The sequence below is a fragment of the Paraburkholderia caffeinilytica genome (genome assembly GCF_046030355.1).
Classification (GTDB): domain Bacteria; phylum Pseudomonadota; class Gammaproteobacteria; order Burkholderiales; family Burkholderiaceae; genus Paraburkholderia; species Paraburkholderia caffeinilytica_B.
This window is the reverse complement of the sequence record NZ_JAQQCQ010000042.1, coordinates 25,375-37,067: the sequence shown is the minus strand read 5'-3', so window position 1 is coordinate 37,067 and position 11,693 is coordinate 25,375. Positions and strand designations below refer to the sequence as shown.

Below are 11,693 nucleotides of genomic sequence, written 5' to 3'. Positions count from 1 at the left end.
CCTGTTCACGGTCGTGCCGGAACTCGTTAGCGAGCTTGGCTAAGCGCCGCAGCGCCGGTTAAACGGCGTCTGGCAGCACACAAAAGGGCGCGGGACCTATCAAGTCCGGCGCCCTTTTTTTATCGAAAGACAGGAGGAGAACTGAAATGAGCTATACGGCGCCCATCAAGGACATGCTGTTCGTGATGAAAGAACTGGCCGGTCTCGAAGACATCGCGACGCTGCCGGGCTTCGAAGACGCGAACCTCGAAACGGCACAGGCCGTGCTCGAAGAGTCGGCGAAACTGTGCGGCGAAGTGTTGGCGCCGCTGAACGTGGAAGGCGACCGCAACCCGAGCAGCTGGAAAGACGGTGTGGTTACCGCGACGCCCGGTTTCAAGGACGCATTCCGCCAGTTCGGCGAAGGCGGCTGGCAAGGCGTGCAGCATCCGGTCGATTATGAAGGCCAAGGTCTGCCCAAGCTGATCGCCACAGCCTGTATCGAGATGCTGAACGCGTCGAACCTGTCGTTCGCATTGTGTCCGCTGCTCACGGATGGCGCCATCGAGGCACTGCTCACGGCAGGCAGCGAAGAGCAGAAGCAAACCTACGTGCCCAAGCTGATCTCCGGCGAGTGGACCGGTACGATGAACCTGACCGAACCGCAGGCTGGCTCCGATCTCGCGCTGGTGCGCACGCGCGCCGAGCCGCAGGGCGATGGTTCGTTCAAGCTGTTCGGCACGAAGATTTTCATCACGTGGGGCGAGCACGACATGGCGAAAAACATCGCCCATCTCGTGCTGGCGCGCACGCCGAATGCACCGGAAGGCGTGAAAGGCATTTCGCTCTTCATCGTGCCGAAGTTTCTCGTCAATGAAGATGGCTCGCTCGGTGAGCGCAACGACGTGCACTGCGTGTCGATCGAGCACAAGCTCGGCATCAAGGCGAGCCCGACCGCGGTGCTGCAATTCGGCGATCACGGCGGCGCGATTGGTCATCTGATCGGCGAAGAAAATCGCGGCCTCGAATACATGTTCATCATGATGAACGCGGCGCGTTTCGCGGTGGGGATGCAAGGCGTCGGCGTCTCGGATCGCGCGTATCAGCAGGCTGTGGCGTATGCGAAGGATCGCGTGCAAAGCCGGCCTGTGGACGGTTCCGCGAAGCAATCGGTCGCCATCATTCAGCACCCGGACGTGCGCCGCATGCTGTCGACGATGCGCGGCCTCACCGAAGCCTCGCGCGCGCTGGCGTATGTCGCCGCGGCTTACTGCGATATTGCGCATCGTCATCCTGACGAAGCAACACGCGCCGAACATCAGGCGATCTATGAATACCTCGTGCCGATCGTGAAGGGCTGGAGCACGGAACTGTCGATCGACGTGACGAGTCTCGGCGTGCAGGTGCACGGCGGCATGGGCTTCATCGAAGAAACCGGCGCCGCGCAGTACTACCGCGACGCGCGCATTCTGCCGATCTACGAAGGGACGACCGCGATCCAGGCCAACGACCTGATCGGCCGCAAGACGGTGCGCGACGGCGGCAAGGTCGCGAGGTCGCTGCTGGCCGGTGTGGCTGAAACAATCGAGGCACTTGGCGCGCAACAAGGCGCAGCGTTCGAATCGATGAAGAAGTATCTGACGCAGGGTCATCGCTCGCTGGGCGCGGCGGTCGATTTCGTCGTCGCCAACACGAAGAGCGACCCGAACGCGGTGTTCGCCGGCAGCGTGCCGTACCTGAAGCTGGCGGGCGTCGTGCTGGGTGGCTGGCAGATGGCGCGTGCGTTGCTCGTGGCGGCTGAAAAGCACGACGAAGATCCGTCGTTCTATGGCGCGAAGATCGCGACGGCGCAGTTCTATGCCGAGCACGTGCTGCCGCTTGCTTCGGCGTTCGAAGCGTCGATCGTCAGTGCGAAGGGTGGGGAGAGCGTGCTGGCGTTGTCGGAAGATCAGTTCTGATGCTGCACTTCCCTCGAGCCAGGTAGCGAAAGCTCGTGTGTAAACGACAAACGGCGCCCGGTGAGGCGCCGTTTGTCTTTGTCAGGCCGGTTTGTCTGTGATGACGGGTGACGAACCGGCGTAACCGCTCGCGAAGCGTTAAAACGTTAGATCTTTGGCACAAGCACTTCAGGCATAAGCCGGGCGATGCGCACCGCCGGTCTCGCCGAGATAGCGATGCACCGACAGATCATCCGCCTTGATGGCCGGCTGCTTGCCCGACATCACGTCGGCCAGCAGTTGCCCCGAGCCGCACGACATCGTCCAGCCCAGCGTGCCGTGACCCGTGTTCAGGAACAGGTTCGGCACAGGGGTGCGGCCGACGATCGGCGTGCCGTCCGGCGTCATCGGACGCAGGCCGGTCCAGAACGTAGCCTTCGACGTGTCGCCGCCGCCCGGGAACAGATCGTTCACGCACAGTTCAAGCGTTTCGCGGCGGGCCTGACGCAATGATTTGTCGAAGCCGACGATCTCCGCCATCCCGCCGACACGAATCCGGTCGTCGAAGCGCGTGATCGCGATCTTATAAGTCTCGTCGAGCACGGTCGAAACCGGCGCGGACGCTTCGTTGACGATCGGCGCGGTAATCGAATAACCCTTGAGCGGGTAGACCGGAATCTTCACGAGGCCGGACAGGAATTTCGTCGAGTACGAACCGAGCGCGACGACGAACGAATCCGCGCGCACCAGTTCATCCCCGCATTGCACGCCGGCGATACGGTCGCCGGCCATGGCGAGTGCGTCGATCGGGGTGTTGTAGCGGAACTTGACGCCCAGTTGCTCGGCCAACGCGGCGAGGCGCGTGGTGAACATCTGGCAGTCGCCGGTTTCGTCGCCCGGCAGGCGCAGGCCGCCCGTCAGCTTGTGCGAGACCGCGGCAAGCGCCGGTTCGGCTTGTGCGAGTTCGGCCGGCGAGAGCAGTTCATACGGCACGTTGGCTTCCTGCAGCACGGCGATGTCTTTCGCCGCGCCGTCGAACTGCTGTTGCGTGCGGAACACCTGCAGCGTGCCGCCGGTGCGGCCTTCGTACTGGATGCCGGTTTCGGCGCGCAGCGCTTGCAAACAATCGCGGCTGTATTCGGCGAGGCGGACCATGCGGCCCTTGTTCACCGCATAACGCGACGACGTGCAGTTCTGCAGCATCTGCCACATCCATTGCAACTGGAATTGCGTGCCGTCGAGGCGGATCGCCAGCGGCGCATGCTTCTGAAACATCCACTTGACGGCCTTCAGCGGCACGCCCGGCGCCGCCCACGGCGACGCGTAGCCCGGCGAGATCTGTCCGGCATTGGCAAAACTGGTTTCGAGCGCCGGGCCGGCCTCGCGATCGATCACGGTCACTTCATGACCGGCGCGCGCCAGATAATAAGCACTCGTCACGCCGACAACGCCACTGCCCAAAACGACGACTCGCATAGCTGCTCCAGGATATCCGATAAGAGGTCTGAGGGCGGCGCGCTCGTCGATTCGTTTGAATTCGTTCGATTAACGAGGTGGAATGCGGATCGCCCAGTGTTAACCGCTATACTATTAACAGTCAGGCAGGTTTTGTTATTGTATTTTCAAGATTTTCAGCAAAAACACCATGCGTACACAGCGCCAGCCGATCCGGGCCCTCGACAAACTCGATCACAAGATCCTGCGGCTCCTGCAGCAGGACGGCCGGATGGCGATGAAAGACCTCGCCGAACAGGTTGGCCTCTCGGTCACGCCTTGCATCGAGCGCGTCAAGCGGATGGAGCGCGACGGCGTGATCACCGGCTATCACGCGCGGGTGAACCCGGCTGAGCTAGGCGCGGCGCTGCTGGTGTTTGTCGAGATCACGCTCGATCACAAAAGCGGCAACATGTTCGACCAGTTCCGCCGCGAGGTGCAGAAGATCCCCGAGGTGCTGGAGTGCCACCTCGTCTCGGGCGATTTCGACTATCTGATCAAGGCGCGCATCGGCGAAATGGCCGATTACCGCAAGCTGCTGGGGGATATCCTGCTGCAACTGCCTGGCGCGGTGCAGTCGAAGAGCTACGTGGTGATGGAAGAGATCAAGGAAACGCTGACGATTGCGGTTGGCGATTAGCTCGCATGTAGCTGCGTAGCTGGACTCGACAAACGGCGTAAACACTGTATATTTATACAGGTATTTTGCGCCGTTCTGCTTTTTTGCATGCTCCAGCCGTGACCGATTCCGACCTCCACTCCGCTAACGAATTTCCGATTGCTCCGCCCACGCCCCGCAAGGGGCGCGGCGCGGTGACGAACCTGCAAGGCCGTTACGAAGTCGACCAGCGCGAGGTGGTGGACGACGGCTGGCTTTCGTCGCCGGAGGAAGACGGCGAGCCCAAGGTTTTGCGCACACAGGTTTTCGAAGAGCGGGCCAAGACTATCCTCACGCGCAATGCGTCGCCGGATATTCCGTTCGGCGTTTCGCTGAACCCGTATCGGGGTTGCGAACATGGCTGTATCTACTGCTTCGCGCGGCCTACACATAGCTATCTCGGTCTGTCGCCGGGGCTCGACTTCGAAAGTCGTATCTACGCAAAGGTCAACGCGCCGGAGTTGCTCGAGCGCGAGTTGTCGAAGAAGTCTTATGTGCCGGAGCCGATTGCGCTCGGTGTCAATACCGACGCCTGGCAACCCGTCGAGCGCGATTTGCGCCTCACACGGCGAGTGATCGAAGTGCTTGGCGAGCGCGGTCATCCGTTCGCGGCGATCACCAAATCGTCGCTGATCGAGCGGGATATCGATCTGCTTGCGCCTATGGCGGCGCGCGGGCAGTTCATGGCGGCCGTCACGATCACCACGCTGGATGCGGATATCGCGCGCACGCTTGAGCCGCGTGCGGCCACGCCGTCGCGCCGATTACGCACGATCCGTATGCTGAGCGAGGCGGGCATACCGGTTGGCGTGAGTATCGCGCCGGTCATTCCGTTCGTCACCGAGCCGGACATGGAGCGCGTGCTGGAAGCCTGTGCAGAGGCCGGCGCGTGCAATGCGAGCTACATCGTATTGCGCTTGCCGTGGGAAGTTGCGCCGCTATTCAAAGATTGGCTTGCGGCCCATTTTCCCGATCGGGCTGACCGGGTAATGAGCCGTGTGCGCGATATGCGAGGAGGGGAAGACTACGACTCGAACTTTTCCACCCGAATGAAGGGGGAAGGGTTGTGGGCGGACCTGTTGAAGCAGCGCTTTCACAAGGCTGTGCGCCGGCTCGGGCTAAACCGGCGCGATCGCGGCATTCTGGATATGTCGCACTTTCGCCGGGTTGAGCCGGTGCGCGCTGAACCGCGGCCGCGCAACGATCCGCAATTGGATCTTTTTTAGCGCGGCAAGTAGAAAGTCATTGCGAGAGTGCTTTGGCGGCCTGCACCTGGCCTTCGAAGTAGGTCTGGAACGAGATCGCGAGGCCCGTCATCAGCAGGAACGCGCCGATCAGCAGCGAAAAGATCACGATGAAAATGACGGTCCAGCCCGAGCGGCTTTTGCGCTGGATTTGCGCGTTGAACTGCGCGTCCCATTTTTCATCCGGACGTAGACCGTAGACGATCGCGGCCAGAAAGGCGGAGAGCAGCGAAACGGCACCGAAAAACGCGAGCACCCAGCCCAGCATCGAGGCGCGCTCGCTCGCCACCACCAGCATGGCGCCCGGAATCCCGATTAGTGTGCCGAGCAGATGAGCCCAGCCGTAAATGTCACGCGTGCCATACAGATAGAAGCGGTGGGCGCCGAGGCTGCCGAAAAAGAATGCCAGCGCGGCGGTAATCGTCTTGGATCTGAAATGCGAGGAAGTCGGAGCAAGGGTGGACATGTAGGCGAGAGCAGAGTGACAGGCGGTCGAAGGGAGCGGTGCGCTGGTGGGCGTGGGCCGACGCGCATTCTACGCCACGCCGCGTGGCGCCGGTCACGTGGTGTGGGGCCGCGGGAGGCTGCGGCTGTCTGAGTTCTTCGCGGTTTGGGTGCGAGCGGGCTGGATCGGTGGCTCGCGCGCGTAGTTGCGCTTCGGGTTGTTGGGTTAAGGCGCGGAGTAGGTTACGCGGTAGACGGCGCCGACATAGTCGTCGCTGATTAGCAGCGAACCGTCGGGCAGCGACTGCACGTCGGCGGGGCGGCCCCATACTGATTCACCCGGCTGGAGCCAGCCTTCCGCAAAGACTTCCTGGCGTGCATGACTGCCGTCCGGGTCGGTGACCACTCGCACGACACGGTAGCCGACCTTCTTGCTGCGATTCCACGAGCCATGCTCGGCGATAAAAATAGTGTCGCGATAGGCGGCCGGGAACATCGAGCCGCTGTAAAAGCGCATGCCGAGCGAGGCGACGTGCGCGCCGAGTTTGATAACAGGCGGTGTGAAGGCGCTGCATGGATGGTCTTTGCCGAACTCGGGGTCGGGTGTGTCGCCGCCATGGCAGTAGGGGAAACCGAAGTCCATGCCGGCGCGTGGCGCGCGGTTGAGCTTGTCGTTGGGCACGTCGTCGCCCATCAGATCGCGGCCATTGTCGGTGAACCACAGCTCGTGCGTCACCGGGTGCCATGCGAAGCCGACGGAGTTGCGAATGCCGCGCGCCACGACTTCATAATGGCTGCCGTCCGGGTCCATGCGGCCAATCAGCCCAAAGCGGTCGCGGTCTTTCAGGCAGACATTGCAGGGCGCGCCTTGCGGTACATAGAGTTTGCCGTCTGGCCCGAAGGCGATGAATTTCCAGCCGTGATGGGTCTCTGTCGGCAGTGTGTCGATGACCACAGCCGGCTTGGGCGGGTCATTCAGATGGGCGTCGATCGCGTCGAAGCGTAGAATTTTCGACACGGCGGACACATACAGCGCGCCATCCCGCCATGCCACGCCCGCTGGCATTTCCAATCCGGAGGCGATCACGTGGCGCGCCGTCACGCGTCCGTTCTGTAATTCGAGCGCGTAGACGTGGCCGTCGATGCTGCCTATATAAAGAATGCCCTTCGGCGAGAGTGCCATTCCCCGCGCGCTCGGCACGGCGTCCGACAGGACCTCGATATGGAAACCGGGTGGCAATTTGATGCGCTCGACCGGCAGCGCGGCGAGCGCCGGCACGGCCGTGGCGGTGAGCAACAGTGCTGCACCCGTTCGCAGGGCCTGAACGCGGGCGGCGCGCGAAAGGCCGGTAAGCAGCCAAAAGCGGGCAACTCGCCGAAAGACGGTGAATGAAGTGAAAAAAAACACAGGGGGCGGCAGGAGTTTCACGGGCGCTCCGTCAGGTAATTCGGGCGTTTCGGCGTGGTTCGAGGCCTTGGCCTGTATGGCCGGCACAACCCCGTCGTTCAGTTTATCCCGGTAAGTGTTTGTTATGGCGTCGGTTTCCCGCTATAATCGCGTGTTTCAGTCGTTCCGAACCCCGGTTTTCAAGGATTCTAGTATGGTCATCATCCGCTTGGCTCGTGGCGGCTCCAAGAAGCGCCCGTTCTACAACATCGTCGCAACCGATTCGCGTAACCGTCGTGACGGCCGCTTCATCGAACGCGTTGGCTTCTACAACCCGGTCGCTACGAAGGGTGAGTCGCTGCGTATCGCTCAAGATCGCCTGACGTACTGGCAAGGTGTTGGCGCACAACTGTCGCCGACCGTCCAGCGTCTCGTGAAAGAAGCGCAAAAGGCGCAGCCGGCTGCTTAATGGTAGCTAGCATGCGTATCGTCGTCGGTTCGGCCGGCGGCTCGCGCAGCTTGCGTGAGCAGTCCGATGCGCGAGTTTTGCTGAAGCAGGCGTCGAAGCTGGCAGCGAGGTTCTCTTATGTCTGAACGTGATTCCGGCAATTCAGGTCGCGTGAAGGCAAAAGCGGCAGCCCCGCGCGCAAAGACGTCTGGTCAGGCGCCGTTCGGTGCATTCGTCCGCAAGCCGGTCGAAGGGGCCGAAGGCAAGGCGAAAGCCAAAGTTGCAAACACTGATTCCAGCGCAGCAGAAATGCGAGCGGAAACGGTGGAAAGCTGGCCGGCCGACGCGGTCGAGGTCGGTGCAATCGTCGACGCTTACGGCCTCAAAGGCTGGGTCAAGGTAGCCGCGCATGCGGATGCCGGGCATGGCGGAGACGCATTGCTAAGCGCAAAGCGCTGGTGGCTGCTGAAAGGCCACGAGCGCAAGTCGGCGCCGTCATTACAGGCAAAAACGCATAGCGACAGTATCGTTGCCCATCTGGGCGGCATAGCTGACCGCGATGTGGCTCTGGCACTGCGCGGCACGCGCGTTTATATCAGCCGCAGTGAATTTCCGGTCCTCGGGGCCGACGAGTTCTACTGGGTCGACCTGCTCGGCCTGGATGTGGTGAACGTTGCCGGGGTCAACCTCGGCAAGGTTGCAGACATGATCGACAACGGTGCGCACTCGGTGTTGCGCATCGAATACCCGGATACCGACAAAAGCGGTAAACCGGTCACCGGCGAGCGTTTGATCCCGTTCGTCGGCGTCTTTGTCAAAACGGTGGATCAGGCGGCGAAGCAGATCATCGTCGACTGGGAAGCCGATTACTAAATAATTTCGCTGACTGGAGAGAGCGATGCAGTTCGATGTCGTAACGCTCTTTCCCGACATGTTTCGTGCGCTGACCGACTGGGGTATCACCAGCCGTGCGGCGAAGCAGGAGCGCTACGGGTTGCGCACGTGGAATCCACGCGATTTCACCACGGACAACTACCGCACAATCGACGATCGCCCCTACGGCGGCGGCCCCGGCATGGTCATGCTGGCCAAGCCCCTGGAAGACGCGATCGGCGCGGCGAAAGCGGCGCAGGCGGAGCAGGGTATCGGCGCGTCGCGCGTCGTGATGATGTCGCCGCAAGGCGCCACGCTGGATCACGACCGTGTCATGCAGTTCGCGGCCGAACCCGGTTTGATTCTGTTGTGCGGGCGCTATGAAGCGATCGATCAGCGTTTGCTCGACCGTGTCGTCGACGAAGAGGTCAGCCTCGGCGATTTTGTGCTGTCCGGCGGCGAATTGCCGGCCATGGCCTTGATGGATGCCGTGGTGCGTCAGTTACCCGGCGTGCTCAACGACTCGCAATCGGCGGTGCAGGATAGTTTCGTCGACGTGTTGCTGGATTGTCCGCATTACACGCGTCCGGAGGAATATAACGGCGTGCGTGTGCCCGATGTGCTGCTCGGCGGCCATCATGCGGAAATCGAAGCATGGCGTCGGCGTGAAGCCTTGCGCAACACGTTGAACAAACGGCCGGATCTGATCGTGAAGGCCCGAAAGAACAAGATGTTGAGCCGTGCCGACGAGGCATGGCTTACGAGTCTCGCAAAGGAAGTGTCGAAGGCGTAAAGCTTTGGGCTTTCGAGCGGACATAGGCGGCGCCGCACATGCGTGTACGGCGCCAGATGTGAACCCATCCTCTATCGGGGCCGTAGCCGAGCAGTTTTCTAGTAGTTTTCTGCGACGCAGGTACGAACGCCGACAAGATGGACATAGGAGTCAGTGATGAATCTGATTGCAATACTCGAGCAGGAAGAAATCGGCCGCGCCCTCGGCGAGAAGACCATCCCCGAATTCGCCCCCGGCGATACGGTGATGGTCAGCGTGAACGTGGTTGAAGGTACGCGTAAGCGTGTTCAGGCTTACGAAGGCGTCGTGATCGCCAAGCGTAACCGTGGTCTGAATTCGTCGTTCATCGTCCGCAAGATTTCGTCGGGCGAAGGCGTCGAGCGTACGTTCCAGACGTACTCGCCGCTGCTGGCAAGCATCGTCGTGAAGCGTCGTGGCGATGTGCGTCGTGCGAAGCTGTACTACCTGCGCGACCGTTCGGGCAAGTCGGCTCGGATCAAGGAAAAGCTGGTCGCCAAGAAAGACCGCGCTGCTCCGGAAGCGTAAGAGCTGTAAGAAAAAGCACCCCTCGCGGGTGCTTTTTTGTTTGCCAGGTCAAAATAGCGGCATGTCCCCTATCCGCTTATTCAGAGAGACCCGTTGATCCGCCCCGCCTTTGAGCCTGAAACTTTGCCTGTCGAAGCGACGGGTGCCGATCTGCCACCGGTGGTTGCCGGGCGCCTGACGCCGGATGGTCTGCGCGCGCGTTTCGAGCAGCGTCCAAGCTGGACGCCTGAACCGATTGTCGAAGCACCTTGGCGCGATACGCACGTCGATCCGCGCGTCGCCGCCGTGCTGGTGCCGTTGGTCGTGCGCGACAGCGGTCTCACCGTGCTGCTGACCCAACGTGCCGACCATCTGAACGACCACGCCGGCCAGGTGAGCTTTCCCGGCGGCCGTCATGAACCGTTCGACGCAGATGCAACCGCCACGGCGTTGCGCGAGGCGCAGGAAGAGGTAGGCCTCGATCCGTCGCGCGTTGAAATTCTCGGTGCGTTGCCCGACTATCTGACGGGCACTGGTTTTCGTGTGACACCTGTGATCGGTCTTGTGCATCCGCCCTTCACGCTGAAAGCGGATGCACTCGAAGTGGCCGAAGTCTTCGAAGTGCCGCTCGCGTTTCTGATGAACCCCGCGCATCACGAAGAGCGCGTGTTTCGTTACGAAGGCGGCGAGCGTCGCTTTTTCGCCATGCCCTATCCGCGAGCGGCGTCGGCGGAAGCTGCGGATCGTGAGGGGCAGGTAGGCGGCCACTATTTCATCTGGGGCGCGACGGCGGCGATGCTGCGCAACTTCTATCGCTTTCTCGCGGCTTGAATCGCCGCGGGTTGTGCACTTGTTGGGTGTTTGTCAATGTCCGTGCTCAGTGGCATCCGACCCTGTGCTATCGTTATAAAACAATCGTAAAAACTCGAAAAGCACGGCGCATCGCATGACTTTTTTCTCCGTATTGCTGGCTCTGATTATTGAACAGGTCCGCGCGCTGTCGCTGAACAATCCGGTGGCGGCATTGCTTCAATACCATGCGGAGTCGGCGGCGCACGGATTCGATGCCGGCAAGCCCAAGCATGGCGTGCTCGCGTGGCTTGTGGTGGTGCTGCCCTGGACGCTGGCCGTCGCGCTCGTCTACTACGTGCTGTATCACATTCACTTCGCGCTGGCGTTCCTGTGGAACGTCGCGGTGCTGTACTTCACGCTCGGCTTCCGGCAGTTCAGCCACTACTTCACCGATATCCACCTCGCGTTGAACAATGACGACGTACCGCGCGCCCGTGAGATCCTGAATGAGTGGACCGGGCTCGATACCGTGGACATGCCCGTCAGCGAGATCGTGCGTCATACGCTGATTCACGCGGTGGTCGCTTCGCACCGGCATGTGTTCGGCGTGTTCTTCTGGTTCCTGATTCCGGTCGGGCCGGCGGGCGCGGTGCTGTATCGGATCGCCGAGTATCTGGCGCGTACGTGGGCACGGCCGGTCGACGATCGCACTGCGGCGTTTTCGAGCTTCGCGCAGCGTGCCTTTTTCGTCATCGACTGGGTGCCGGCGCGGCTGACATCGCTGGGCTTTGCGATTGTCGGTAATTTCGAAGACGCGATTTACGCATGGCGCAATCACGCCCGTCAGTGGCCGGACGCGAACGACGGCGTGTTGCTCGCCGCAGGCAGCGGGGCGCTGGGCGCACGCTTGAGCGGGCCGCTTGCCGAACCGTCGAGCCTCGATGCACTGACCACCGGCGACGGCGGCCCGATGCAGGTCGGCGACGACTGCACGCCGCGCACGCTGCAATCGGCGGTCGGTCTGGTGTGGCGCGCGGTAGTGTTGTGGATGATCTTGTTGTTGATGCTGACGATTGCGGTGTGGCTCGCCTGACACGGTTCGCATGAGTCAACGCGCGA

12 protein-coding genes are annotated in these 11,693 nt (G+C 61.7%); 9 read left to right on the top strand and 3 right to left on the bottom strand.

All coding sequences use genetic code 11. From position 1 onward, the window contains the following. The first annotated feature begins 146 nt into the window (after positions 1–146). A complete protein-coding gene (locus tag PQQ95_RS35725; protein WP_408446876.1) occupies positions 147–1,937 on the top strand; it encodes an acyl-CoA dehydrogenase in 1,791 nt (596 codons plus the stop codon). A 168-nt stretch (positions 1,938–2,105) separates the two neighbouring features. Here the strand turns inward: PQQ95_RS35725 and PQQ95_RS35720 are convergent, their stop codons facing one another. Further along, on the bottom strand, positions 2,106–3,392 hold the full coding sequence (locus PQQ95_RS35720) for a D-amino acid dehydrogenase (protein ID WP_408446873.1): 1,287 nt from the start codon (positions 3,390–3,392) through the stop codon (positions 2,106–2,108). Positions 3,393–3,561: 169 nt separating this feature from the next. Between PQQ95_RS35720 and PQQ95_RS35715 the strand changes: the two genes are divergently transcribed. Beyond that, positions 3,562–4,050 carry an Lrp/AsnC ligand binding domain-containing protein gene (locus PQQ95_RS35715; RefSeq protein ID WP_054036112.1) on the top strand — a complete coding sequence of 163 codons (489 nt, stop codon included), beginning with the start codon at positions 3,562–3,564 and terminating at the stop codon, positions 4,048–4,050. Between the two features lie 98 nt (positions 4,051–4,148). Further along, positions 4,149–5,294 carry a PA0069 family radical SAM protein gene (locus PQQ95_RS35710; RefSeq protein ID WP_408446871.1) on the top strand — a complete coding sequence of 382 codons (1,146 nt, stop codon included), beginning with the start codon at positions 4,149–4,151 and terminating at the stop codon, positions 5,292–5,294. Positions 5,295–5,310: 16 nt separating this feature from the next. Here the strand turns inward: PQQ95_RS35710 and PQQ95_RS35705 are convergent, their stop codons facing one another. Both PQQ95_RS35705 and PQQ95_RS35700 read right to left on the bottom strand, forming a co-directional pair. Continuing rightward, a complete protein-coding gene (locus tag PQQ95_RS35705; RefSeq protein WP_408446868.1) occupies positions 5,311–5,778 on the bottom strand; it encodes an NINE protein in 468 nt (155 codons plus the stop codon). Between the two features lie 204 nt (positions 5,779–5,982). Beyond that, positions 5,983–7,113 (bottom strand): PQQ-dependent sugar dehydrogenase, encoded by a 1,131-nt coding sequence (locus PQQ95_RS35700; RefSeq protein WP_408446885.1) that lies wholly within the window; start codon positions 7,111–7,113, stop codon positions 5,983–5,985. A 244-nt stretch (positions 7,114–7,357) separates the two neighbouring features. On the opposite strand from PQQ95_RS35700, the gene rpsP reads away from it, so the two are divergent. The 6 genes from rpsP to PQQ95_RS35670 all read left to right on the top strand — a co-directional run bounded on the left by rpsP (position 7,358) and on the right by PQQ95_RS35670 (position 11,667). Then, positions 7,358–7,612 (top strand): 30S ribosomal protein S16, encoded by a 255-nt coding sequence (rpsP, locus tag PQQ95_RS35695; protein ID WP_006476550.1) that lies wholly within the window; start codon positions 7,358–7,360, stop codon positions 7,610–7,612. Positions 7,613–7,729: 117 nt separating this feature from the next. Beyond that, positions 7,730–8,464, top strand: coding sequence for a ribosome maturation factor RimM (gene rimM / locus PQQ95_RS35690; RefSeq protein WP_408446865.1), 735 nt, complete (start codon positions 7,730–7,732; stop codon positions 8,462–8,464). A 25-nt stretch (positions 8,465–8,489) separates the two neighbouring features. After that, positions 8,490–9,257 carry a tRNA (guanosine(37)-N1)-methyltransferase TrmD gene (gene trmD, locus PQQ95_RS35685; RefSeq protein WP_408446862.1) on the top strand — a complete coding sequence of 256 codons (768 nt, stop codon included), beginning with the start codon at positions 8,490–8,492 and terminating at the stop codon, positions 9,255–9,257. 156 nt (positions 9,258–9,413) lie between these two features. Then, positions 9,414–9,803: a 50S ribosomal protein L19 gene (gene rplS / locus PQQ95_RS35680; protein WP_408446860.1), complete on the top strand. Its 390-nt coding sequence runs from the start codon at positions 9,414–9,416 to the stop codon at positions 9,801–9,803. A gap of 93 nt (positions 9,804–9,896) precedes the next feature. Next, the gene (locus tag PQQ95_RS35675; RefSeq protein ID WP_408446857.1) at positions 9,897–10,613 is read left to right on the top strand and encodes a CoA pyrophosphatase; all 717 of its coding nucleotides are present in this window, start codon (positions 9,897–9,899) and stop codon (positions 10,611–10,613) included. A 115-nt stretch (positions 10,614–10,728) separates the two neighbouring features. Next, a complete protein-coding gene (locus PQQ95_RS35670; RefSeq protein ID WP_408446854.1) occupies positions 10,729–11,667 on the top strand; it encodes a CobD/CbiB family protein in 939 nt (312 codons plus the stop codon). Positions 11,668–11,693: the final 26 nt, after the last annotated feature.

Bases quoted from the DNA above. Each gene is read 5' to 3' on its own strand.
- PQQ95_RS35725 (WP_408446876.1), top strand. From the start codon at position 147: ATGAGCTATACGGCGCCCATCAAGGACATGCTGTTCGTGATGAAAGAA.
- PQQ95_RS35720 (WP_408446873.1), bottom strand. From the start codon at position 3,392: ATGCGAGTCGTCGTTTTGGGCAGTGGCGTTGTCGGCGTGACGAGTGCT.
- PQQ95_RS35715 (WP_054036112.1), top strand. From the start codon at position 3,562: ATGCGTACACAGCGCCAGCCGATCCGGGCCCTCGACAAACTCGATCAC.
- PQQ95_RS35705 (WP_408446868.1), bottom strand. From the start codon at position 5,778: ATGTCCACCCTTGCTCCGACTTCCTCGCATTTCAGATCCAAGACGATT.
- rpsP (WP_006476550.1), top strand. From the start codon at position 7,358: ATGGTCATCATCCGCTTGGCTCGTGGCGGCTCCAAGAAGCGCCCGTTC.
- rimM (WP_408446865.1), top strand. From the start codon at position 7,730: ATGTCTGAACGTGATTCCGGCAATTCAGGTCGCGTGAAGGCAAAAGCG.
- trmD (WP_408446862.1), top strand. From the start codon at position 8,490: ATGCAGTTCGATGTCGTAACGCTCTTTCCCGACATGTTTCGTGCGCTG.
- rplS (WP_408446860.1), top strand. From the start codon at position 9,414: ATGAATCTGATTGCAATACTCGAGCAGGAAGAAATCGGCCGCGCCCTC.
- PQQ95_RS35670 (WP_408446854.1), top strand. From the start codon at position 10,729: ATGACTTTTTTCTCCGTATTGCTGGCTCTGATTATTGAACAGGTCCGC.